Annotated in this window: 21 protein-coding genes; 7 read left to right on the top strand and 14 right to left on the bottom strand. The window is 70.9% G+C overall.

Annotated elements, in window-relative coordinates:
- Positions 1-26 precede the first annotated feature (26 nt).
- The 10 genes from pufL to HBB12_RS04210 all read right to left on the bottom strand — a co-directional run bounded on the left by pufL (position 27) and on the right by HBB12_RS04210 (position 9,217).
- The gene (gene pufL, locus HBB12_RS04255) at positions 27-851 is read right to left on the bottom strand and encodes a photosynthetic reaction center subunit L (protein ID WP_236988218.1); all 825 of its coding nucleotides are present in this window, start codon (positions 849-851) and stop codon (positions 27-29) included.
- Positions 852-957: 106 nt separating this feature from the next.
- Positions 958-1,137, bottom strand: a complete 180-nt coding sequence (pufA, locus tag HBB12_RS04250) for a light-harvesting antenna LH1, alpha subunit (RefSeq protein WP_236988217.1) — start codon at positions 1,135-1,137, stop codon at positions 958-960.
- A 16-nt stretch (positions 1,138-1,153) separates the two neighbouring features.
- A complete protein-coding gene (pufB, locus tag HBB12_RS04245; RefSeq protein WP_236988215.1) occupies positions 1,154-1,384 on the bottom strand; it encodes a light-harvesting antenna LH1, beta subunit in 231 nt (76 codons plus the stop codon).
- A 150-nt stretch (positions 1,385-1,534) separates the two neighbouring features.
- Entirely contained in the window at positions 1,535-1,750 is a 216-nt protein-coding gene (locus tag HBB12_RS04240; RefSeq protein WP_236988214.1) for a hypothetical protein, read from the bottom strand.
- Between the two features lie 81 nt (positions 1,751-1,831).
- Positions 1,832-3,292: a chlorophyllide a reductase subunit Z gene (gene bchZ / locus HBB12_RS04235; RefSeq protein ID WP_236988213.1), complete on the bottom strand. Its 1,461-nt coding sequence runs from the start codon at positions 3,290-3,292 to the stop codon at positions 1,832-1,834.
- On the bottom strand, positions 3,292-4,824 hold the full coding sequence (bchY, locus tag HBB12_RS04230; protein ID WP_236988212.1) for a chlorophyllide a reductase subunit Y: 1,533 nt from the start codon (positions 4,822-4,824) through the stop codon (positions 3,292-3,294). Before bchY ends, bchZ begins: the two co-directional genes overlap by 1 nt.
- A 2-nt stretch (positions 4,825-4,826) precedes the next feature.
- Positions 4,827-5,825, bottom strand: a complete 999-nt coding sequence (locus HBB12_RS04225; protein ID WP_236988211.1) for a chlorophyllide a reductase iron protein subunit X — start codon at positions 5,823-5,825, stop codon at positions 4,827-4,829.
- Positions 5,822-6,754 (bottom strand): chlorophyll synthesis pathway protein BchC, encoded by a 933-nt coding sequence (bchC, locus tag HBB12_RS04220; RefSeq protein ID WP_236988210.1) that lies wholly within the window; start codon positions 6,752-6,754, stop codon positions 5,822-5,824. The genes HBB12_RS04225 and bchC overlap by 4 nt, the downstream gene beginning before the upstream one ends.
- An 87-nt stretch (positions 6,755-6,841) precedes the next feature.
- Positions 6,842-8,029, bottom strand: a complete 1,188-nt coding sequence (locus tag HBB12_RS04215; RefSeq protein WP_236988209.1) for a methyltransferase — start codon at positions 8,027-8,029, stop codon at positions 6,842-6,844.
- 315 nt (positions 8,030-8,344) lie between these two features.
- Complete coding sequence (locus HBB12_RS04210) at positions 8,345-9,217, bottom strand: polyprenyl synthetase family protein (RefSeq protein WP_236992656.1); 873 nt, start codon at positions 9,215-9,217, stop codon at positions 8,345-8,347.
- A 119-nt stretch (positions 9,218-9,336) separates the two neighbouring features.
- On the opposite strand from HBB12_RS04210, the gene crtD reads away from it, so the two are divergent.
- The 3 genes from crtD to HBB12_RS04195 are packed head-to-tail and all read left to right on the top strand — an operon-like array spanning position 9,337 to position 12,290.
- Positions 9,337-10,860, top strand: a complete 1,524-nt coding sequence (gene crtD, locus HBB12_RS04205; protein ID WP_236988208.1) for a 1-hydroxycarotenoid 3,4-desaturase CrtD — start codon at positions 9,337-9,339, stop codon at positions 10,858-10,860.
- Positions 10,857-11,711: a carotenoid 1,2-hydratase family protein gene (locus tag HBB12_RS04200; protein ID WP_236988207.1), complete on the top strand. Its 855-nt coding sequence runs from the start codon at positions 10,857-10,859 to the stop codon at positions 11,709-11,711. Before crtD ends, HBB12_RS04200 begins: the two co-directional genes overlap by 4 nt.
- A gap of 51 nt (positions 11,712-11,762) precedes the next feature.
- Positions 11,763-12,290: a phosphate-starvation-inducible PsiE family protein gene (locus HBB12_RS04195; RefSeq protein WP_236988206.1), complete on the top strand. Its 528-nt coding sequence runs from the start codon at positions 11,763-11,765 to the stop codon at positions 12,288-12,290.
- Positions 12,291-12,526: 236 nt separating this feature from the next.
- On the opposite strand, the gene HBB12_RS04190 is transcribed toward HBB12_RS04195, so the two are convergent.
- The 4 genes from HBB12_RS04190 to HBB12_RS04175 form a co-directional block, all read right to left on the bottom strand.
- Positions 12,527-13,207, bottom strand: coding sequence for a hypothetical protein (locus HBB12_RS04190; RefSeq protein WP_236988205.1), 681 nt, complete (start codon positions 13,205-13,207; stop codon positions 12,527-12,529).
- A 13-nt stretch (positions 13,208-13,220) separates the two neighbouring features.
- The gene (locus tag HBB12_RS04185; RefSeq protein ID WP_236988204.1) at positions 13,221-14,420 is read right to left on the bottom strand and encodes a glycosyltransferase; all 1,200 of its coding nucleotides are present in this window, start codon (positions 14,418-14,420) and stop codon (positions 13,221-13,223) included.
- Positions 14,421-14,479: 59 nt separating this feature from the next.
- Positions 14,480-17,419 carry an FkbM family methyltransferase gene (locus tag HBB12_RS04180; RefSeq protein ID WP_236988203.1) on the bottom strand — a complete coding sequence of 980 codons (2,940 nt, stop codon included), beginning with the start codon at positions 17,417-17,419 and terminating at the stop codon, positions 14,480-14,482.
- A gap of 225 nt (positions 17,420-17,644) precedes the next feature.
- Positions 17,645-20,269 carry a Hint domain-containing protein gene (locus HBB12_RS04175; RefSeq protein WP_236988202.1) on the bottom strand — a complete coding sequence of 875 codons (2,625 nt, stop codon included), beginning with the start codon at positions 20,267-20,269 and terminating at the stop codon, positions 17,645-17,647.
- 974 nt (positions 20,270-21,243) lie between these two features.
- Here HBB12_RS04175 and HBB12_RS04170 point away from each other — a divergent pair.
- From HBB12_RS04170 to HBB12_RS04155, 4 genes are all read left to right on the top strand, one after another.
- Complete coding sequence (locus HBB12_RS04170; protein WP_236988201.1) at positions 21,244-21,933, top strand: phage tail protein; 690 nt, start codon at positions 21,244-21,246, stop codon at positions 21,931-21,933.
- On the top strand, positions 21,933-22,259 hold the full coding sequence (locus HBB12_RS04165; protein WP_236988200.1) for a DUF6916 family protein: 327 nt from the start codon (positions 21,933-21,935) through the stop codon (positions 22,257-22,259). The genes HBB12_RS04170 and HBB12_RS04165 overlap by 1 nt, the downstream gene beginning before the upstream one ends.
- Before the next feature lie 373 nt (positions 22,260-22,632).
- Positions 22,633-23,313 carry a phage tail protein gene (locus tag HBB12_RS04160; protein ID WP_236988199.1) on the top strand — a complete coding sequence of 227 codons (681 nt, stop codon included), beginning with the start codon at positions 22,633-22,635 and terminating at the stop codon, positions 23,311-23,313.
- On the top strand, positions 23,310-23,630 hold the full coding sequence (locus HBB12_RS04155) for a DUF6916 family protein (protein WP_236988198.1): 321 nt from the start codon (positions 23,310-23,312) through the stop codon (positions 23,628-23,630). The genes HBB12_RS04160 and HBB12_RS04155 overlap by 4 nt, the downstream gene beginning before the upstream one ends.
- Positions 23,631-23,655: the final 25 nt, after the last annotated feature.

The following is a 23,655-nucleotide window of genomic DNA, read 5'->3' as shown; positions in this document are numbered from 1 at the left end:
TGGTGTCGTGCGAACGCGGGTGAGACTCAGCGCCAGATCGGCAGGCTCAGCCACCAGCCCCACCATTCGGGCCAGCCGCGGGTCCAGAACGGGCCGCTGATGACGATGCAGACCGCGCTCCAGAACCCCGCCGAGAGGGCGAGGAACAGGCCGAGCCGGTGGATGCCGATCGTGCCGATCGAGTAGCCGATCGTGTCGCGGAAGAAGGTGTCCTCGTGCTCGGGGGTCTTGACCACCTGGCCCTTCGGCGGGTTCGTCGAGGACAGGATCAGCGAGCCGTGCAGCGACAGCGCGAAGGTCGTCGTGAAGAAGAACGTCACGCCGAGCATGTGCGCCGGATTGTAGTGGAAGTGGAGATACTGGTAGCCGACGTTCGACACCCAATCGAGATGGCTGAGGATCCCGTAGGGGAAGCCATGGCCCCAGGCGCCCATCAGGAACGGGCGGATCACCACCAGGGTCACGTAGGCGAAGATCGCGACCGAGAAGGCGAAGGGCACGTGGTAGCCGATGCCGAGCTTGCGGCAGATCTCGACCTCGCGCAGGGCCCAGCAGGAAAACGACCCGACGGCACAGAAGGTGATGATCTGCCACAGGCCGCCTTCACGGAGCGGCGCCAGCGCCAGCCCGTATTTGAGGTCGGGGGGCGCGATGTTGATCTGCCAGATGTTCCAGGTCGGGCCCAAGGCCGCGCCCCAGACGATCAGGCCGGTGCCGAGCAGGGTGAAGAACAGCCCCAGCACACCGAAGAAGCCGACATAGAACGGCCCGACCCAGAAATCGAACAGGTCGCCGCCGAGCAGAGTGCCGCCGCGGACCCGGTATTTGCGCTCGAAGTTCAGCATGGCCATGGGCGCGGCCCTCCCCGTCCGCGAAAGCGTGGTGGCCGCGGGCGGGCCCGAGGCCCGTCCGCGGTGCGAGGGCACTCCCGTGAGGGGCGCCCGGTCCGCCGGCCGGTCAGGTCGGCAGGACGTGCATCTGCGCGATCTCCGCCTTCTTCGCCGCCGGGCCTTCCAGCCAGTTGAACCGGTTGGTGCTGAGCAGGATGAAGTGGATCAGCAGCGCGAGGACGAACAGGAAGGTGAAGAGCGCGACGAGCGTGCGGCGCGGATCGAAGAGAAGCCAGACCTTGTGCATGGCGGTCACTCCTTGCCTACGAGAAGAAGGGCAGGATGCTGGTGGCGGCGACCTTCACGCTGCTTTCCAGCGCCGAGTAGCCGTTGGGCCCGGGCAGCCAGGGCCGCCACAGCCAGACGAGGAAGTGCGCGACGACCGCGATCGCCGTGAAGATGATGAAGCTGGTGACGAAGATGCCGTGGAACTCCTTCGCCTCCTCTTCGGTGAGTCCTGACAGTACGCTGGGTTTGTCCATGCCGTTGGCCATTGCCGAACCTCCGGATGCGGATCCGCGCGGGGGCTCCCGCGCGGCTTTGCCCGGCCGTGACGGACGGGCGGTCTCTCCGCCGCGCGGGACGGCGACGGAAACTCGGATTCGACGGGAGGGCCGCCCGGGGCATCTCGCCCCGGACGGGCCTCACCCCATGAAGGCGAAGGGGATCGCCGAGAGCGCCATCGCCCGGGCCTCGACGAAGACCGAGCGGCGCGGCTCGGCGGCGGGGCGCAGGCGCTGCACCAGGGCGGCGGCCAGGAAGACCGGGTAGGTCGCCGCCAGGAAGGCCCGGAACTGGACCGCTTCCGAACGGGACCGCGAAACCGTGAAGAACGAACGGGACATGGTTCCAGCTCTCATGATTTCCTCCCTGGCCCGCGGGATTCGCGCGGCGTCTTCCGTGGCCGACGCGGCGGAGGCCGCGCCGGAAAAGCTTCGGCGTCAGGCTGCCGCAAGGGCGAGGCGGGCGCGCTCGACGCACATACCGGTGACGCTGTCGGAGCCGGCGCGCGTGGCCTCGCGCTCGGCGGCATCGCGCAGGCGCTTGGCGAAGGAGATCCGCACCAGGACCGGGCTTTCCTCGACCGAGGCGTCGAGGCGCTCGCGGGCCTCGTCGTCCCAGGGCAAAGCGCGGTGAGCGCGGGCGGGCGTCGCCTCGACGGCGTCCATGTCGCGCGACAGCGGCAGGATGTGGAAGAGCGCGTCGAACAGCGCGTTGCAGACTTCCTGGATCAGGTAGGTGGCGCCCGAATAGCCCATGAACGGCGTGCCGGTATGGCGCCGCACCACCGCCCCGGGGAACGAGGCCGGGATGAAGACCGCCCTTCCCCCGCTCTCGGCGAGGTAGAGGCGCTCGTTGTAGGAGCCGAACAGGACCAGCGGCGGCGTCTCGCGGATGGCCTGGCGGACCGCCGCGTTGTCGGGCTTGGCACCGGCCTTGCGCGAGAAGCTGAACCGGCACGGCAGGCCCATCTCGTCTTCGAGAAAATTTCGCAGGCCCCGCGCATAGGTATCGGTCGCCACCACGCCGAAGCTCGCCGAGGCGAAGAAGTCCTGCGTGACCGAGCGCCAGAGGTCCCACAGGGGCTTCAGGGTCGTGTGCTTCTCCCGCTCGATGAACGGCTCGGGATCGACGCCCAAGATCTCGCCGAGCGCACGCAGGAACTTGGTGGTGCTGTGGACACCGATCGGAGCCTGGAGATAGGGCCGGTCGAGGGCTTCGCAGAGCAGCCGCCCGAATTCGCGGTAGAGGCAGATATTGGCGTCGGCCTCGACGAGGCGCGGGATGTCGGACAGGTGGCTGCCGAGGGGGAAGACCAGGTTCACCTCGGCCCCGATCCCCTCGACGAGGCGCCGGATCTCGGCGAGGTCGGAGGGCATGTTGAAGGTGCCGTAGGCCGGGCCGATCAGGTTGACCCGCGGCTTCACCCCCGGCGCCCGCTCCGGCCGGGGCGGGATCACGCCTTTCTTGGCCGCCTTCTTCGCTCCGTACTCGGCCCAGAGCCAGGACATCGCCCGGTCGGCGGATTGCCACTGATCCTCGTCGATGGTGCGGGGCAGGAAGCGCTGGAGGTTGGTGCCCTCCGGCGTCACGCCGCCGCCGATCATCTCGGCGATCGAGCCGGTGACGACGACGCTCGGCTCCTTCGGATCGAGCGTCGCGTGGGCGCGGCGCATCGCGCCCTCGGTGCCGTGGCGGCCGAGCTCTTCCTCGGCGAGCCCGGTGACGACGATCGGCAATTCGTGCGGGGGCAGCGCGTCGGTGTAGTGCAGCACCGAGGTCACCGGCAGGTTCTCGCAGCCCACCGGGCCGTCGATGACCACCTGCAGGCCCTTCACCGCGGTAAAGACGTAGACGGCGCCCCAGTAGCCGCCGGCGCGGTCGTGATCGAGGACGAGCATCAGGCCATCTCCCCGACCGGCTTCTCGGGCGCGGCCCGCTTCACCGCCGCCCGCTTCTTCGGCACGTCTTCCCAGATCCCGGCGGCGTGGCCGGTGCCGACGCCGGCGAAGAACGACCGCATGGCGTCGAACCGGTCGCGTTGCGCCATGGCGCCGTTGATCACCTGGGCCAGCGAGCCGGCCCCGGCGACGCCCATCAGCGGGCGGGCCGAGATCAGGTTGGTGAAGTAGAGGGCGGGAATCGCCCGCTCCTTGGCCTTCTGCACCACCGGCGTCGTGCCGATGGCGAGGTCGGGCCCGAACTCCTCGACCGCCGCGAGATCCTGCTCCAGGGAGGCACGGAACTGCACCCGCGCGCCATGGGCCTCGAGCCAGTCGCGGTCGGCCTCCGAGTGCTTGGTGCGCGGGCAGGCGGTGCCGACGTAAGGAACCTCGGCGCCGCTCTCGATGAGGAGGCGGGCCACCAGCAGTTCCGAGCCCTCGTAGCCGGTGAGCGTGATCCGGCCGCGGATCGGGTTGGCGGAGAGAGCGCCCCGGATCGCCGGCAGGAACCGGTTCTTCGCCGCCGCGACCATCGCGGGGGAGATGCCGCAGGTCTCGCCGATCGCGTCGAGCCAGGCGGCGGTGCCGTCATGGCCGACCGGGGCGGAGGCGACCGCCGGGCGGCCCGCCGCCTCGAACTCGCGCAAGGAGGCGGTGTAGAACGGGTGGATCGCCGCCACCGCCGTGCAATCGAGAGCGGCGTAGAGCTCGCGCCATTCCCGCGTCGGCACGACCGGGCCGGCGCTCAAGCCCAGCGGATCGAGGAGCGCCCCGATCTGCATCGGATCGGCCGGGAACATCTCGCCCAAGAGCGCGATCGTCGGGCGGCCGTCGCGGGGCTGGCGCGGGGCGGCGACGGGGCCGTGCTCCGCCTCACCGCGCGCGACCTTCAGCATCGCGCCGGCGAGCACGTCCTTGGCCTCGGCATGCGTCGGCACGCCGAAGCCCGGAACGTCGATGCCGATGATCCGCACCCCGTCGATCTCGCGGGGCAGCAGCCGCAGCGGCACGCCGGAGGCGGTCGGAACGCAGAGATTGATGACGACGACGGCGTCGTGGAGCGCCGGATTGGCGGTCTCGCGGACCGCGTCGCGGATGTCCTCGAACAGCTTGCCGGTGACCAGGGTCTCGGAATTGAACGGCACGTAGCCGACGGTCCGCCGCGCGCCGTAGAAATGCGAGGTGAAGGTGAGGCCGTAGACGCAGCAGGCCGAGCCCGACAGGATCGTGGCGGTGCGGCGCATTCGGAGGCCCACCCGCAGCGACCCGAAGGCCGGGCACATGCTCTGCGGCTGGTCGTGCGGGCCGGTCGGGTAGTCGCGCTTCAGGGCGTCCAGGGTCTCGCCCATGCCGGCGGCTTCCGCCGCTCGGGCCATCGTCTCCTTGCCGGAATGGCAGCCGAGCCCGTCCTGCCGCGTCGCCTCCAGGTTGACCGGGGCATCGACGGGTTTTCGGGCGCGCAGCGCCTTGAGGTCGAGGGAGGCGCCCATGATCACACCGCCTCGTAGACGACTTCGAGGGAGGGCCGGCGCTCGACGGCCCGGCCGCGCATGTCGGCGTCGCTCGCCGGATCGAGCACGACGCCACGCCCGACCGCCTCGCCCTTGAACAGGCCGAGGAGTTGGTCCTGGCTGAGCGGCGTCGGGCGATGCGGCAGGGCGGTGCCGATATTGTCGGCGAGTTCGGCAAAGAGCGGTCCCCAGCGCCCGTCCGGCCGGCCGATGATCTCGTAATTCGCGCTCTTCTTGCGGATGTCGTCGTCGGCGGGGATCGAGGCGAGGATCGGGATGCCGGCGGCCTCGGCGAAGGCCTGCGCCTCGCCGGTGCCGTCGTCCTTGTTGATGACGAGGCCGCCGACGCCGACATTGCCGCCGAGCTTGCGGAAGTATTCCACCGCAGAGCAGACGTTGTTGGCGACGTAGAGCGATTGCAGGTCGTTCGAGCCGACGACGATGACCTTCTGGCACATGTCGCGGGCGATCGGCAGGCCGAAGCCGCCGCAGACCACGTCGCCGAGGAAGTCGAGCAGGACGTAGTCGAAGCCCCATTCGTGGAAGCCGAGCTTTTCCAGAAGCTCGAAGCCGTGGATGATGCCGCGCCCGCCGCAGCCGCGGCCGACCTCCGGCCCGCCGAGTTCCATGGCGAAGACGCCGTCGCGCTTGAAGCAGACGTCGCCGATCTCGACCGATTCGCCGGCGAGCTTGCGCTTGGTCGAGGTCTCGATGATCGTCGGGCAGGCGCGGCCGCCGAACAGCAGCGAGGTGGTGTCGCTCTTCGGGTCGCAGCCGATCAGCAGCACCCGCTTGCCCTGCTGGGCCAGCATGTAGGACAGGTTGGCGAGCGTGAAGCTCTTGCCGATGCCGCCCTTGCCGTAGATCGCGATAATCTGGGTCTCGCGGGTCGCGGTGGTCGGCACCGGGTCCGGCGGGATGGCGGCCTCGGCCCGCAGGATCGAGGCCTGGAGGGCGGCGCCGGTCAGCGAAGCGTTCATGGCTGGGCTCTCCAATCGAGGATCATCTTGAGGCAGTCGGGATCGCCGAAGGCTTTGCGGTAGGCGTCAGGCGCCCCTGCTGCCGGGCGGCGATGGGTGACGAGGCGGTCGAGGGACAGGGCGCCGGTGCCGGCGAGCGCCGCCACCGCGTCGAGGTCGTGCGGCTGCCACTGCGCCGCGACGCGGATCCGCGCCTCGCGTAAGAAAGCCGGCGGGAAGGCGAAGGCGAGCGGCGCCTCGTAGAAGCCCGCCAGCACCACCTCGCCGCCGGGCTGGAGCCGGGCGATCAGGGTATCGAGGAGACCGGCATCGCCGCTCGCATCAATGATGCGGGCGTATCGGGTGTCGTCCTGGCTCGGGTCGATCACCGGGTAGTCCTCGTGGCCGCGGCGGGCGGGATCGCGCTCCCACACCACCGGGTCGAGGCCGGAGACCCGCATCAGGCGAGCGAGGAGCCGGCCGAGCACCCCGTGCCCGACGACGAGCTGGCGCCCTTCCGCCGCGCTGCCTTCGAGGGCGTGGCGCGCGGTGGCGGCGAGCGCGAGCAGGATGCCACGTTCGCCGAGACAATCGGGGATCGGCCGCAGCCGGTGGCCGGCCGAGACGAGATGCGAGGCCGCGCCGCCGAACAGCCCGCGGACCGGCCCGAAGCAGCGGGCGCCCGGCACGAACACCGTCTCGCCGACGCGGCGGCCGGATTCGGGCCCGGCCTCGACGACGATTCCGACCGATTCGTAGCCCGGGACCAATGGATAGCCCATGCCGGGAAAGTCCGGCATCCGCCCCGACCAGAGCAGGCGCTCGGTGCCGGTGCTGATGCCGCTCCAGGCGACCTCCACGGTCGCATCAGAGGGGCCGGGCGCGTCGAGAGCGAGGTCGGCGAGGCCGAGCCGTTCGGGACGGTCGAGGATCACGGCCTGCGCGTGCATGCGGTACGGCCCTCCCCTGTTCGCGAAACTGCCGTTCTGGGCGGCAACCGTCATCTTAGATGGACGGTGTCATGCGTCAAGTTTACTTTACACTTTTGTAGCGGACGGCTCCACGGGAGCCGTGGCGACGAGCAGGCGGACCAGCATCGGCCGCCGGGTCCGGCACTCGCGCACCCGCACGAATCCGGCCGCTTCGAGCATCGCGGTGAGTTCGGTCGCCGTTCGCGGCCGGCCGCTGCCCATGGCGAGGAGGTAGAACCCGAAATAGGCGTCGCCGATCGGCTCGGCGCCGGGGGTGCCGGCCATCGGCTCGGCCACGAGCAGCGGTCCGCCCGGAGGGAGTGCCGCGCGGGCCGCCTTAAGGAGAGCGAGGGCGGGCCCGTCGTCGTGGTCGTGGATCACGCGCACGAGCGAGACCGCGTCGGCGCCGGGCAGCAGCCCGTCATGGAAGCTGCCGCCGCGGGCGGTCATGCGCCCCGCCAGCCCCTCGGCGGCAAAGCGCCGTTCGGCCCGGGCGGCGACCGGCGGCAGGTCGAGCAGGGTGACGCGCAAGGACGGGTTGCTTCGCGCGGCCTCGATCGCGAAGGCACCCTCCCCGCCGCCGACATCGAGCAGATGGGCGTGAGGCTTGAGCGAATAGGCATCGAGGATGTCGCGGGCGACCAGCGCCTGCGAGGCGCCCATCAGCGCGCTGTAGGATTCGACCGCCGCCGCGTCGATTCGGGTCGGGTCGTCCGTCCCCGCATAGGCCCAGTAGCCCGAGAGGCGCGTCGGTTCGTGCGTGCCGCGCAGCAGCGCCACGGGATCGCGCAGGTCGTCGTAGAGCATGGCGTGGTGGGCGACCATCGCGGCGACGGAGGGGTTGCCGAGGAGCGCCGCGCCGAGATCGCCGAGGGCGAAGCGCCCGTCGCGCAAGGCGGTCAGGAGGCCGAGCGAGGCGGCGGCGCGCAGGAGGCAGAGCGCCCGGTCGGGCGGCAGGTCGAGGCGGCGCGCCAGATCATCCGGGGTCATCGGCCCGTCGGCGAGAAGCCGGAACAGGTCGAGGCGCAGGCAGGCCGCGAGCACCTGCGCGTAGACGAAGCCGGCGCAGAGATCGAACAGGGCGCGGGCGTTGCGGCGGGCGATCGGCCGGGTGAGCGGGAAGGCGGCGGCGAAACGCTGGAAGCGCGGGCTGGCGATCAGGCGATGGCGCCAGGCGAGGTAGCGCTCGTGCAACCCGGGGCGCGAGGGCGGGGCGACCGGGGTCGCCGGAAGGGCGTGCGGGGCGGGTTTCATGACCCTCCCCCTTCTGCGCAGGGCTGGCCGGGGAAGGAAATGTCGCGCCTCCCCTCTCCCGAGTGGGAGAGGGGCCGGGGGTGAGGGTGGCCCGGGTTCCGCAGTGGACCAGAACCGTCGAGCTGCGCAGCTCGACGCCTGGTGTTCGATCCTGAACCCGAACCACCCTCACCCCTACCCCTCTCCCACTCGGGAGAGGGGATCCCGCGCCTTGATTTTAAAGGATATTTTTTCCATTCCCCCCTCCCCCGCAGATGGAGGAGGGTTCGGGGGCGCGGCTCCCGGCCTCGCGTGCGAGCCACCCCGGCCATCGGCTCAAGCCACCAGGCTCTGCGCCAGCCGCGCCGGCAGAAACAGCCGGGTCTGGGCCAGGATCTCCTCCCGCAACGCCGCGACGCCGGGGCAGTCCGGGATCACCTCCATCGCCTCGTGGGCGAGGTCGGAGAGGCGGCGGAGTGCCCCGTCCATGCCGAGGAGCGCCGCCGCGTTGGGCCGCCCGAGGGTCACGTCGCGGCCGACCGGCTTGCCGATCTCCTCCTGCCGGCAGGCGACGTCGCGCAGGTCGTCGGCGACCTGGTAGGCCTCGCCGAGATATTCGCCGAGGAGCCGCCAGCCCATCGGCTCGGCCCCGGCGGCGGCGGCCCCCGTCACGGTGGCGGCGGCGAACAGCGCGCCGGTCTTGGCCTGCTGGTAGACCGAGAGCCCGACCTGCGGCTCGGATTCCCAGGCCTGCCCCGCCACGATGCCGGCGGGCGAGCCCACCGCCCGGGCGACCAGCCCGACCAGAGCCGCGAGGCGCGTGGGCCGACGCACCGTCCCGCGGGCCAGGGTCTCGAAGGCCAGCACGATCAGGGCGTCGCCGGTGAGGAGCGCCACCGGCTCGCCATAGGCGACGTGGACCGTCGGCTTCTGGCGCCGCAACGCCGCGTCGTCGAAGCAGGGCAGGTCGTCATGGACCAGCGAGGCGCAGTGCAGGAGCTCGATCGCGGCCGCCGCCGCATCCGCCGTCGCCGGATCGTCGTCGCCGCAGGCACGCGCCACCGCGAGGCAGAGCCGCGGCCGGATGCGGTGCCCGCCCGGGAACACCGCGTAGCGGATCGCCTCCGCCAGGCGCGGCGGCGCGCCGGGCGCCTCCGCGTAGGACACGGCCACGTCGAGGGCCCGCTCGATGCGCCGGCCGTCATCCATCAGACCATTCGCGAGGCCGTCCGTGAGGAGTTCCATGGCGTCTCTCCCGCGTGTCATTTCGTTTGAACATCTCGCAGTGTCAACTTAGATTGACACTGTTGCGGCGGGAGATCAACGGCGTGGCCGACGAACGGGTGGTGGTGATCGGGGCGGGAATCGGCGGGCTCGTCGCCGCGCTGAAGCTCGCCGCCGCCGGACTGCCGGTGACGCTGGTCGAGAAAGCCGCGCACCCCGGCGGCAAGATGCGCCGGATCCCGGCCGGGTCGCGGGAGGTCGAGGCCGGTCCCACCGTCTTCACCATGCGCTGGATCTTCGAGGAGATCTTTTCGGAGTGCGGCGCGGATCTCGGCGCCCGGGTGGCTCTCGCCCCCGCCGAGATCCTCGCCCGCCACGCCTGGAGCGGGCCCGAGCGCCTCGATCTCTTCGCCGATCCGCAGCGCTCCGCGGCGGCCATCGCCGATTTCGCCGGCGCGCGGGAGGCGGAGGGCTTCCGGCGCTTCCGCGCCCGGGCGGGCGAGATCTACCGCACGCTCGACGAGCCGTTCATCCGCGGCCAGCGGCCGGGGCCCGTCGATCTCGCGATCCGGGCCGGGCCGCGGGGCCTCGGCGGGCTGATGCGCATCCAGCCCTTCACCACCCTGTGGTCGGCGCTCGGCGAATACTTTCACGATCCGCGCCTGCGCCAGCTCTTCGGCCGCTACGCCACCTATTGCGGCTCCTCGCCGTTTGCCGCTCCCGCAACCCTGATGCTGGTCGCCCATGTCGAGATGGAGGGCGTGTGGACCGTCGAGGGCGGGCTGTCGCGGCTCGCTTCCGCCGTCGCGGCCCTCGCCGCGGAGCGCGGGGCGATCCTGCGCTACGGCACGGAAGCGACCGGCCTCACGGTCGAGGGCGGGCGGGTGACCGGCGTCACGCTCGATACAGGCGAGCGGCTGCCGGCGACCCGGGTGGTGGCGAATGCCGACGCCGCGGCGCTGGCCGACGGGCTGTTCGGGGAGGCCCCCGCCCGGGCGGTCGATCCGGTGCCGACCCCTGAGCGCTCGCTCTCGGCCGTGACCTTCGCGGTAGCGGGCCGGCCCGACGGCTTCGACCTCGTGCGCCACAACGTGTTCTTCTCTCCCGACTACGCCGCCGAGTTCGCCGACCTCCGCGCCGGCCGCCTGCCGCGCGATCCCACCGTCTATGTCTGCGCGCAGGATCGGGGCGACGACGGCGTGCCGTCCGCGGCTCCGGAAGCCCTGCTCTGCCTCGTCAACGCGCCGGCCACCGGCGCGGCCTTGCCCCCTGAGGAGATCGCCCGATGCCACGACACGATGAGCCGGCGGCTCTCCGCCTGCGGCCTGACGATCAGCGAGACGGCGCGGACGGTCACCGGGCCGGCGGAGTTCGAGCAGCTGTTTCCGGCGACGGGCGGGGCGCTCTACGGCCGGGCCTCGCACGGCTGGATGGCGTCGTTCCGCCGTCCGGGCGCACGCACGCGGCTGCCGGGCCTGTATCTCGCGGGGGGCAGCGTCCATCCGGGGCCGGGCGTGCCGATGGCGGCGCAATCGGGCCGGCTGGCGGCCGCGAGCGTGTTGCAGGACCTCGCTTCGACTTACCCGTCGCGCCGGGCGGCTATGCCTGGTGGTACGTCGACGCGGTGAGCGACGACGGCGCGCACGGCCTGACCGTCATCGCGTTCCTGGGCAGCGTGTTCTCGCCCTACTACGCCTGGAGCGGGCGCGGCGACCCGATCAACCATTCCGCCGTCAACGTGGTGCTGTACGGAAGGCCCAAGGCCTGGGCGATGACCGAGCGCAGCCGGCGCCACGTCAGCCGCACCGCGACCTCGCTCACCATCGGCCCGAGTTCCCTCGACTGGGACGGCACCACCCTGACGATCCGGGTCGACGAGGTGACGACCCCCCTGCCCGCCCGGCTCTCCGGCACGATCCGGGTCCGGCCCGGCGGGTTCACGCCCGGCCCCTTCACCCTCGACGGCGAGGGCCACCACCGCTGGTGGCCGCTCGCGCCCTCCTCGCGGGTCGAGGTCGCGTTCGACAGGCCCTCGCTGAACTGGAGCGGCCACGCCTATTTCGACACCAACGACGGCGACGTGCCGCTGGAACAGTCGTTCAGGAGCTGGACCTGGTCGCGCTCGACGCTGACGCACGGCGCGGCGATCCTGTACGATGTGGAGCGGCGCGACGGCAGCCGCCAGGACCTGTCGCTGCGCTTCGACCCCGACGGCACCCCGCGCCCGATCGCGCCGCCGGTCCCGGCCGCGCTCCCGCGCACGCTCTGGCGCCTGCCGCGCGCCACCCGCAGCGACGACGGCCGGGCGGCGTTGCTGCGCCGCTTCGAGGACGCGCCGTTCTACTCGCGCTCGCTGCTCGCGGCGCGGATCTGCGGCGAGGCGGTGCGGCCGGTCCACGAATCGCTCGACCTCGACCGGCTCACCCACCCGCTGGTGCGGTTCATGCTGCCCTTCCGCATGCCCCGCCCGCAAGGCTGAGCCGGCGCGCCCGCCCATCCCAAGGCCGAGCACCGTTCCCCGGAGACCGTCATGGTGGAGACCGCGAAACTGGAGAAAGCCGAGAAGGAGGGCGGATGGCTCACCCGGCTCTCCGCCTTCGTCTTCCTGCACACCGAGCACGCGATCTACGCCGCGCTGGGCGTGCTCCTGGCGCTGACCGCCGTGATGGCGCTGATCGATGCCGCCGGCATGACCCTCAAGGCGGTGACGTCCGTCGGCGCCGCCGCGCAGCTCCTCGACGTGGTCGACCGGCTGCTGTTCCTGCTGATGCTGGTCGAGATCCTGCACACGGTGCGGGTGTCGATGCGCTCCGGCCGGCTGACCTGCGAGCCGTTCCTGATCGTCGGGCTGATCGCCTCGATCCGGCGCGTCCTCGTGCTCACGCTCCAGACCGCCGAGCAGATGCATGCCAGCGAGTGGAACGCGCAGAAGGAGGCGCTGTTTCGCGCCTCGATGATCGAGCTCGGCGTTCTGGCCGGGCTGATCCTGGTGATGGTGGTGTCGATCTTCCTGCTCCACCGCGCCCGGGACAGCGACGAGCCGGCCGGGTCCGAGTAGGGCGCGGCTCGACCCACGGTCCGGCGTGCAACCCCCGCCGGCCGCGCGGCATTGATGGGGTTGAGCATGATGCAACCGAAGGGAGGCTCGTGATGGGCTTGCTGTTCTTCCTGGTCTTCGTCTGTCCGTGGATCGCGGTGGCGTTCCTGTCCGGCCGCGGTTCGTTCGGAGCGCTGACGAAGCTGAAGCCGTATTGAGGCAAGGCCGTGCGGGATGCCGGTCTCCGGCATCCCGCATCAGACCCCGCGCAGGAGCCGTTGCCACCACGCAAGCCGTCCCGCACCCGATCGCCGGGCCTGCTCCTCGTCCGCCTCCCGCGTCAGGCGGTGGACCAGCGGGTTGCACGCCTCCTGGTCGGCGACGCGGGCCGAGGCCGGCCGGGTCTTCAGGCCGTGGCGCGCGCGATAGGCGGCCGCGTCGAAATCCGGCGACGAATCGAGGTCCCGCCGCGCGCCGTGCCGGAGCAGATGCGCGAAAGGGTCCCGGTTGGGGCCGATCTCGCCGCCGTAGCGCGCGAGGTAATGGGCGAGGTCGAAGCGGGCATTGGGCGCGTAGAGCTGGCTGCGGCGATGCGCGAGGTAGTGCCGCAACGGCGAGGCGCCCCGGCGCAGGCGATAGGTGCGCGTGTACCAGGCCGGCTCGAAATAGGGGAGCGGCCGCAAGCCCGCCCGCTCGCCGATCCGGATATAGTGGCAGAGCGGGTTCACGTCTTCCGGATTTCCGTCGAGATACAGGGCCGCGTACCAGCCCGGATCGCAGTAGAGGTTCGGGCGCCTTCCCTCGCGGGCGCCGAACCGGCAGAAATGCTCCAGCGGATCGGCGCCGTCGGCGACGACGTCGGGCGATTCGAGCAGGTAATGGTTGGTGTCGAACAGCCCCGAGCGGGCGATGAGGTCGTAGTCCCTCGAGGTCGTCATGGCGGGCCGGAGGTCACGGCGCCGCTGGCGCCTGCCCGGACCAGTAGGTCGGCAGGTCGCTCGGCGCGATGCCCGGGCGCGTCGTGTTCAGGAAGCCGCGGCGCGGGTCTAGGGGGACGGGCATCCGCTCCAGGGCGCGCCGGGCAGTGACGGCGAAGCGCTTGCGCTCCGCCTCCGGCGCCGTCGGGCAGGCCATCAGGTCGAGGCTGGCCGCGAGGGCATGCCAGTCGCGGCCGGTCTCGTAGGCGTTGAGGGCGTACTCCTCGCGCAGGGCCCAGGCGTAGATCCACGGCATGACGAACAGCCCGGCCTCCGGCGGGCGCAAGGACAGGCCGGCCTCGGCGAAGTGGAACCCCTCCTCGCAGCGTCCGGCGAGACGGCAGGCGCGGGCCGCGGAGAAGCGGGCCTCCGCCCGGTGCGGGCCGAGCGCGATGGCGCGGCGACAGGCTGCCAGGACCTCGTCCACGGGCCGATCGAGTTCCGCCATCAGGTCGGCGGCGGACACGAGGGCGACGTAGGCCTCGTCCGGCCCGAAGCCGAGCTCGGCCCGCCGCAGATAGGCGTCGATCGCCTCCGCCCGGGCTCCGTCGCCCCGGTAGCTCTGGCCGAGATAGAAGGTGTAGCGCGAGACGAGGAACGGATCCGTCTCCGTCCGCAAGGCGGCCTCCAGGATGGCGATGTCGCGCCGAAAAGTCCCGGGCTCGCGCCGGCGGGCGCCGTCGTGGTGGCGCCGCATGGCGACGTCCAGGAAGGCCGGGGGCCGCGCCTCGGGGCAGGTGATGATCTCGTGCAGCACCCCGCGGTAGCGCCACGGCAGGGTGTTGCGTACCGCTTGCGTCCGCCGGAAGCTGTGCGGGCCATTCGTGACGGTGACCTCGTAGGCGTCCGCCGTCAGATCGGGCAGGACGAAGCCCTCGGGCAGGAGCAATTCGTCGTCGGCGTCGATGACCAGGGTGTAGGTGCCGTGCGGACGCGCCAGCGCGAGGCTCTCGGAGCGGTTATGGGCGAAATCGACCCAGGGACGCTCGACCAGCTCGCCCGGCCGATCGGCCAGGATCTCCCGCACCAGGTCCTGGGTCCCGTCGGTGGAGCCGGTATCGACGACGATCCAGTGGTCGATGAGCGGACGCACCGACTCCAGGCACCGGCGGATCACCGGCGCCTCGTTCCTGACGATCATCGCGAGGCAGAGGGTCTGGCCGGACGGGGTCATGCGAGGTCCTGGTGAAGGGCGCGGGCGGTCGCTTCGAGATCAGGAGATCGGCGGCCTCCTCACGAGGCCACGACGGACGCATAGTAATGCGTCGTCTCGAAGTGCAGCTCCACCCGCGTGCCGGCGATCCAGTCGGTCTCATAGAATGTCTGGCCGCGGCACCGGTCGATGAGGTCGGCCCGCTCGTTGGGGATCGCCACGTGGTCGGTCGGCCACTCGTTGCGGATCCGCATGAGGCTGTAGCCGAGCCCGAGCAGGTGCTCGATCACCGCCTTCGAGCTCGATCCGTGCCGGCGCAGGTGATGCTCCTCGATCTCGACGAACAGTACCGGGCGGTCGCGGGCGATGAGGGCCTGCATGCCGGCGAGCGCCGCGGCTTCCGCGCCCTGGACGTCCATCTTGATGAAGGCGACCGGCGGCAGGGGCAGGTCGTCGAGCCGGACCGTGAAGACGAGGTCGCCACCCTGCCCGATCCCGGTATGGCCGATATTGACGGTGCCGCCCGCCGTCAGCGTCGCCTCCAGCGGCTCCATCTCGACCGTGTCGCCGGACCGGTCTGTGACCGCCATCTTGTAGGTGCGGACGTGGTCGCAGCGATTGGCCAGCACGTTCTGCTGCAATTGCGCGTAGCACAGGCCGAGCGGCTCGAAGGCGTGGACCGAGCCGCGCGGGACGAGCCCGGCGAGCCGGACGGTGTGATAGCCGAGATTGGCGCCGAGATCGACGACGTGGGAGGTCTCGTCGAGGAACAGGCGGGCGAACTCGATCAGATGCGGCTCCCACTCGCCGGTCTCGAGGATCGTCCGGCCGATGAAGTCCTGCTCCACCACCACGAAGGTGCCGTGCCGCGCCTCGACCCTGCGGAAGGTCGGGGTGAAGCGGGGGCTCGGCGCCGGGGCGGTGAGTCCGTCGATGAGCGAAAGCCACTCGGGCACCCGCACGCGCCAGTCGTAGGTCTGCCGGCAATGCTCCTGCTGCGCCGCCGCGCGCTCAGGGTATCCCTGCCACGGATCGGCCAGTTCCCCGGCCAGGAGGTCGGCGAAGGCGCGGGCATGCTCGGCCGGATCGGCGACGTGAGGGTAGAGGCGGGCGAATCCGGCGGTGGTCTCCGGCAGCGCCCCATGGCTCGGGCAGATCACCCGGCAGCCCGCCGCCATCGCCTCGATGACGGCAAGGCACGAGGTCTCCGCGAAGGTGTTCGGATAGGCCAGGATGTCGATGTCGGCGAGTGCGGCGCGCAGCTCGGCGTTCGGCAGGAGCCCGTGGTAATGCACGTTCGGCAGCGAGCGGGCGCGGGCGTAGAGCTCGGCGTAAGGAGCGTCGTCGGCGCCCGGGCCGTAGAGCTTGTGCGACGACCAGACGTGCAGCTCGGCCGCCTCGGGCGCGGCCTGCGCCCAGGCCTCCAGCAGCACCGAGAGCCCCCGGTAGGGCGTGCTGGTATAGGCGACCTTGAGCGGGCGGCGATGACCGGGCACGCGGTTGCGCTCGGGCACCTCGGTGGCGTTGCGCAGCACGATGCAGCGCTCGGGCGGCAGGCCGAAGGTCGCCAGGAACTGCGCCCGCTGCCACTCCGAGACGAAGACGAAGCGCGCCACGCGGGCGACCCGGGCGGCGTCGCGCAGCCAGGCCACCGCCGGCTGGTCGGGTGCGTGATGGATCCAGACCACGAGCGGGCGCCCGTCGACCCGGCCCTCGTCGTAGCCGTTGAGGCAGAGATTGATGCGCTGGAGCGCCGCTCCGAGGCGCCGGGACAGGCCCTCGTGCATCAGCTCCGTGCCGCCCTGCGGGCGCGTCGGCAGCCAGGGCCCGGTGCGTGACAGGCCGGACCAGAAGTCCGGCAGGTCGCTCGGGCCGATGCCCGGGCGGGTCGTCGACAGGAAGCCGCGCCGGCCCTCGATGGGGATCGGCAGCTTCTCGAGGGCGAAGCGGGCATTGGCGGCGTAGCGCTTGCGCTCGCCCTCCGGCGCCGTCGGGCAGGCCATCAGGTCGAGGCAGGCGGCGAGGCTGTGCCAGTAATGGCCGGCCCAGTAGGCGTTGACCGCGTATTCGTCCCGCAGGCCATACTCGTAGAGCCAGGGCTCGACGAACAGCGCGCCCTCCGGCGGCTTCAGGGGCAGGGCGGGCTCGGCAAAGCGAAAGCCCTCCTCGTAGCGCTCGGCGAGGCGGCAGGCGTGGCTGGCCGAGTAAGCGGCTTCGGCCCGATGCGGGCCGAGCGCGATGGCTCGGCGGTAGACCGCCAGTGTCTCGTCGAGGGGGCGCCCGAGGCCCGGCATCAACCGGGCGGCGGCGAGGAGGGCGATATAGACCTCCTCCTGCCAGTATCCGAGATCCGCCCGCCGCAGGTAGGCGGCGACCGCCTGCTCGTGGGCGCCGCAATCGCGGTAGCTTTGGGCAAGGTAGAAGGTGTAGCGGGCGATGAAGAACGGGTCCGTCTCCGTCGCGAGCGCCGCCTCCAGGATTGCGGCGTCGCGCCGGTAGGTCTCGCCGTCGCGGCGGCGGGCGCCGTCGTGGTTGCGCCGCATGGTGATGTCGAGGAGGGCGCGGTTCGTCCCGTCCGGGCATTCGACGAATTCGTGCAGTACCCCGCGGTAGCGCCACGGCAGGGTATTCTTCACCACCTGGATCCGCCGGTAGCTCAGCGGGATATCCGTGATCGTGACCTCATAGGCATCCGCCGTGAGGTCGGGCAGGACGTAGCCCGGCGGCAGGAGCAGTTCGTCGTCGGCGTCGATGACCAGGGTGTAGGTGCCGTGCGGGCGCGCCAGCGCCAGGGCCTCGGACCGGTTGTGGGCGAAATCGACCCAAGGCCGCTCGACCAGCTCTCCCGGCAGGCCGGCCAGGATCTCCCGCACCAGGTCCTGGGTGCCGTCGGTGGAGCCGGTATCGACGACGATCCAGTGGTCGATGAGCGGGCGCACCGAATCCAGGCACCGGCGGATCACCGGTGCCTCGTTCTTGACGATCATCGCGAGGCAGAGGGTCTGGCCGGACGGGGTCATGCGGGGTCCTGGTGAGGGCGCGCGTGCGGTGCCGCCGGGTGAAGTGGGGGCGGGCGCCGAGGATCGCCGGGAGAGATGATGCCAGAATGAGTCCGGGAGGCGGCCGGGCCGGGAGTGCCGCTTCCCCGATGCCCTCACGACGAGGCCCGCGGCGCGCCTTTCGGGGCGCCGCGGGCCGGGTTCGTCTCGGGAGGTCGGGCCGGCCCCGGGGGCCGGCGCGGCGTCTTACGCCCGCCGCAAGAGGCGCGCGAGGACCGACCGCTCGGCCTTGACCTCGACCTTGGCGGCGAGCCGTGCCCGGACCCGGTCGACGACCGGGCCGTGGAGGACGACCGGCGCGCAGGCCAGCTCCAGGTTCAGCGCCGAGGCGACGAGGTCCGGATGCAGGGTGACCGGGCCGTCGTGGTTCTCGAAGGTGCCACGGTTGCCGCAATCGAGGTAGCTCTCGGCGGGCATTCCGTCGGCGACCAGCACGTCGTGCACCGGCAGCTCGACGTGGTGGTACATGACCTCCGCCTGGTCGAGTTGCACCACCGACGTGCCGTTGACGAGCACACCGGCCGGGATCAGCACGCCCTCGACGAAGAGCGCGTGGCCGGGCGAGACGACGAGGTCGCGGTGCGGCAGGCCGGGGCCGAAGGCGTGCGCGGCGACCCGGACCGGCTTGGCCCGCTCGGGCTGCGGATGGCGCCGCAGGTCGAGGTGGCGGTGACCCACCCAAGCGACGGAGACCGTCTCGCCCGAAGCGGTGACGACGGCGTCGCCGGGCCGCAGGGCCTCGACCGGACGCTCACCCTCCGGCGTCAGGATCATCGTTCCGGACGCGAAGCAGATGACAGGGCCGGTCGGGCCGGTAGCACCCGTGGCACCATCGGCACCCGTCGGACCGGTGGCACCCTGCGAGCCCGTCGCACCCTGGGAGCCGGTGGCACCCTGGGCACCCGTCGCACCCTGGGAGCCGGTGGCACCCTGGGAGCCCGTCGCACCCTGGGAGCCGGTGGCACCCTGGGCACCCGTCGCACCCTGGGAGCCGGTGGCACCCTGGGAGCCCGTCGCACCCTGGGCACCCGTCGCGCCCTGGGAGCCGGTGGCACCCTGGGAGCCGGTGGCACCCTGGGCACCCGTCGCACCCTGGGCACCCGTCGCGCCCTGGGAGCCGGTGGCACCCTGGGAGCCGGTGGCACCCTGGGCACCCGTCGCACCCTGGGCACCCGTCGCACCCTGGGAGCCGGTGGCACCCTGGGAGCCCGTCGCGCCCTGGGAGCCGGTGGCACCCTGGGAGCCCGTCGCACCCTGCGAGCCTGTGGTGCCCGGCGCACCTTGCGAGCCGGTCACACCCTGCGCGCCCTGTTCGCCGGTGGCACCCTGGGAGCCGGTCGCGCCCTGTGCACCCGTCGCACCTTGAGAGCCGGTCACGCCCTGCGTACCGGTCGAACCTTGTGAGCCTGTCGCACCCTGGGAGCCGGTGGCGCCCTGCACCCCTGTCGCACCCTGGGCACCGGTGGCACCCTGGGAACCGGTCGTGCCCTGTGCGCCCTGGGAGCCGGTGGCACCTTGAGCGCCGGTGGCGCCCTGCGCGCCCGTCGTCCCCTGGGCACCGGTCACGCCCTCGGCACCGGTGGAGCCCTGGACGCCCGTCGCGCCCTGAGCGCCGGTGGCACCCTGGGCACCGGTCACGCCCTGAGCGCCGGTGGCACCTTGGGAACCGGTCGTACCCTGTAGGCCCTGGGAGCCGGTGGCACCTTGAGCGCCGGTGGCGCCCTGCGCGCCTGTCGCCCCCTGTGCGCCCGTCGCGCCCTGTTCGCCGGTGGCACCCTGAGCACCCGTCGCGCCCTGTGCGCCGGTCACGCCCTGGGCACCGGTGGTGCCCTGAGCGCCCGTCGCGCCCTGTGCGCCGGTGGCGCCCTGAGCACCCGTCGCGCCCTGTGCGCCGGTCACGCCCTGGGCACCGGTGGTGCCCTGAGCGCCCGTCGCGCCCTGTGCGCCGGTGGCGCCCTGAGCACCCGTCGCGCCCTGTGCGCCGGTCACGCCCTGGGCACCGGTGGTGCCCTGAGCGCCCGTCGCGCCCTGGGCACCGGTGGCGCCCTGAGCACCCGTCGCGCCCTGTGCGCCGGTCACGCCCTGGGCACCGGTGGTGCCCTGTGCGCCCGTCGCGCCCTGGGCACCGGTGGCGCCCTGCGCACCCGTCGTACCCTGGGCACCGGTCACGCCCTGCGCGCCGGTGGTGCCCTGCGCGCCCGTCGCGCCCTGCGCGCCGGTGGCGCCCTGCGCACCCGTCGCGCCCTGTGCGCCGGTCACGCCCTGGGCGCCGGTGGTGCCCTGAGCACCCGTCGCGCCCTGCGAGCCGGTGGCGCCCTGCGCACCCGTCGTACCCTGGGCACCGGTCACGCCCTGCGCGCCGGTGGTGCCCTGCGCGCCCGTCGCGCCCTGCGCGCCGGTGGCGCCCTGCGCACCCGTCGTACCCTGCGCGCCGGTCGCACCTTGAGCTCCGGTCACGCCCTGGGCGCCGGTCGTGCCCTGCGCGCCCGTCGCTCCCTGGGCGCCGGTGGCGCCCTGCGCGCCCGTCGTACCTTGAGCCCCGGTCACGCCTTGAGCGCCGGTGGTGCCCTGGGCGCCCGTCGTGCCCTGGGCACCGGTGGCGCCCTGTGCACCCGTCGTGCCCTGGGCGCCGGTCGTGCCCTGGGCACCGGTGGCGCCCTGGGTGCCCGTCGCGCCCTGTGCGCCGGTGGCACCCTGGGCGCCGGTCGCACCCTGGGCACCGGTGGCGCCCTGCGGGCCTTGGGTCACGTTCACCCGGGTGGCCGTCAGGCTGTAGCCGGCGGCCGGTGACGTCGCGCTGCCGTCATTCACGGTATCGCTGAAGGTGAGGTTGTTGGCGGCGTCGTATGCCGTATATTGTTGGGTGCCGTCTTGTACGGCGGCCGCGGTGGCATCGTCCGCAATATACTGAAAGCTGAACTGATAGGGCGAGCTGAACGAGCCGCCATTCGAATTCAATCCAGGAACAGTGCCAAGATAATTGGATTGACTCGTCGAGTTTCCATAAAAAAAACTGATCGAATTGCCATCGACGTTGGTCGTCCCCGACAGTGTAACCAGCCTCTGGACCATTGCAATCCCCCAAAAATCTTTGCACGCCCGTTCGATCTTGTCGAAGCAGGCGGAATGGCCATGCGGCGCATCGATCGTTCGGCAAAATGCCCGCGAGCAATCCATAACGGAAGGCAGAAAAACAGATTTTCGCGGCTGCCATCCATCAAACTCGCCGCACGTGACATTTGCGCCATATTCATGATCTTGTGGTATAATGAGATGTTCTATATTTATATTATCAGTAATATACATACTAATATATCAAATATAATAGGTCAAACTAAGCGCGATATGCTGAAATTGCCAGCCTGGGATTTTTTTCGCAATCTATCGGATATTTTCGCCTTCGATGGCGATCTTGTCCCGGCCGATCATGGAAGAACGCCGGAACAAGCCCCAGTCGTCGTTCGGTCGACATGCCGGGCAAGCCGCCCAATCCGGACCGCAATGAAAGGCCGCACGATGAGGAAAGTGTCGTCTTGCCGGTGACGCCGCGGTTGTCCATCCCAATAGCTAGCCATGATGAGCAGATAAGCTCGCCCTAGCGATCGTTTTGCCGGTTCAGCGTTAGCTCCAGGCGGCATGGCGCCTGGCATCAGTTTTCCAAAGATCCCCTTGCCGAGAGGCGGTGGCGTCGTCTAACAGTCTAAGTGCAGGGCGAATCGCCAGCTGCAAGTGATTCGTCTGCATCCGTCGTACCGCACGGCACAATCTATTAAAGGAATTTTATCATGGAAGCGATGACGAGCATGATTTTCATGGTGCCGTTCACTTGGGCGCCGGACGGCTGGCTTTCCTGCCAAGGGCAGATATTGAACATCCAGCAATATCAAGCTGTGTTCTCCCTCATCACCAACATGTATGGCGGCAACGCCTCAACGACTTTCGGCCTGCCGAACCTGTCGGGCCGCGCGGCCATCGGCGCGGGCCAGTCCACGGTCACCCCCACCACGCAATACGCCGTCTCCAAGGTCTACGGCACCGAGACGACGACGCTGGCGGCCGCCAACCTGCCGCCCCACGTCCATCCGGCGACGTTCGCTCCGACCATGGGCAGCCAGAACATCACCATCCCGGCACAGACCGGTCCCCTGAAGGTGGCGGTGAACGTCTCGAATGCGCCGGGCGGCGCCGCCCCCGGGACCGGGACCGTGCTGGGATCGGGCACGAGTTCGTCGAAGGTCTACGCAGCCTATCCCCCGACTGCCCCCAATGCCATGACGGCCCTCAACGACGCATCGACCACGGTGACGGGCACCCCGGCAATCCCACAGCAGACCGTTGCCATCAACACGGTGACGGGCGGTACGGTGACGGTCGGCCCGAATAGCGGCGGCACCCCGTTCAGCACCATGCAGCCCTCGCTGGCGCTGAACTTCATCATCACGATGTTCGGCCTCTACCCGCAGCGGCCGAATTGATGGCCGATTCGCTCAGCACCCTGTCCGCCGGGCTGTTCACCCCCGCCGTGGGAGAGACGTTCACCTTCCGGGATCTGAATGGCTCCGCCCTGACGGCGACGCTGGCGCGGTGCGACGAGTATCCGCGTGCGACGATGCCGGGCAGCGCCCGCACGGCGTTCGGGCTGATCTTCACCTGCCCGGCGGACGCGGTCGGCGACTATGGCGGCGGCCACGGCGTGCTGTCTCATCCGACGCTCGGCGAATTCGGGCCGCTCTACGTCGAGCGCGTCCTGCCCGTCGGCTTCCCGCCGGGCACGGCCTCCTACCAGGCCGTCTTCTCCTGAGCGGCGCGGGGCGGCCCCGGCCGGGGATCAGTCCCCACTCGGGCACGGCGGCCGCCTCTCCGATCTCCCCCGACGGGACATCCGCCGGAGGGGGAACGATGCCGGATCTCGTCCGTGGACGGCAGGGTCGCGGGATGGCGAATCGCAGTCGGCGGCAAAGCTCCGGCCGTCGGACGGCGGCCCGGGCATCGATCCCTCCCGGTCTACCCCCTCATGCGGTCGCTGCGTCATCGCCATCGACCATCACCGCGCGATCATGTGCGGATTGCCGTTGTCATTCACTAGAGCTCCTGATAACAATCGAATCGATATCTCATTCGTTTTCTACGACATTTCAATTCGACCAATCGAAAATCTCCAGGGGGAACTCGCAATGGAAGCTTTTCTCGGAACTATCCTGACGGTCGGATTCAATTTTCCACCGAACGGCTGGGCACAGTGCCAGGGGCAGCTCCTGCCCATCAATCAGAACACGGCGCTGTTCTCTCTCTTCAGTACGTATTACGGCGGCAACGGCACGACGACTTTCGGCCTGCCGGATCTGCGCAGCCGCATTCCCCTGGGCGTCGGCCAGGGCTCCGGCCTGCAAAACTACAGCATCGGGATGCCGACCGGCACCGAGACGACGACGCTGACCGTCGCCAACATGCCGATGCACACCCATCAGGCGACGTTCGCGCCGACCACCGGCAGCCAGAACATCACCATTCCGGCGCAGACCGGCCCCCTGAACGTGGCGCTGAACGTCGCGAGCGGGAGCGGCAGCGTCAACCCGGGGGCCGGGACCGTGCTGGCAGCGGGCACCTCGACAGGAAAAATCTACACGGCCTATCCCCCGGCCTCCCCCGCCACCATGACGACCCTCAACGCCGCGTCGATCACGGTGTCGGGCACCCCGGCGATCCCGGAGCAGACCGTCGCCGTCAATACGGTGACCGGCGGCACCGTGACGAACGCGGTGGCCGGCGGCAACCAGGGCTTCACCAACCTGCAGCCCTCGCTGGCGCTGAACTTCATCGTCGCGCTGACCGGCATCTATCCGAGCCGCCAGTGAGCGCCTCGCTCGACACCCTGTCGGCAGGCGTCTTCGCGCCCCTGGTGGGGGAAGCGTTCGGGCTGCACGGCCCGGACGGGCACGACCTGGCGGTGACGCTGGCGCATTGCGACGAGCATCCCCGCGCGACCATGCCGGGGAGCCCCCGCACGGCGTTCAGCCTGACCTTCGCCGGTCCCGCGGCCGGCGCCTCCCCGGGTGGCGAGTGCGTGCTGTCGCACCCCTCGCTCGGCACGGTCGGGCCGCTCCATGTCGAGCGCGTCATGCCCATCGGCTTCCCGGCGGGCAGCGCCGTGTACGAGGCGGTCTTCGCCTGATCGCCCTCGCGCCTCCGCAGCCCGC

It is taken from the genome of Methylobacterium sp. SyP6R, assembly GCF_019216885.1.
In the GTDB taxonomy this organism is placed as follows: Bacteria; Pseudomonadota; Alphaproteobacteria; order Rhizobiales; family Beijerinckiaceae; genus Methylobacterium.
The sequence above is the reverse complement of the archived record's forward strand: the minus strand, read 5'-3'. Positions and strand labels throughout refer to the sequence as shown.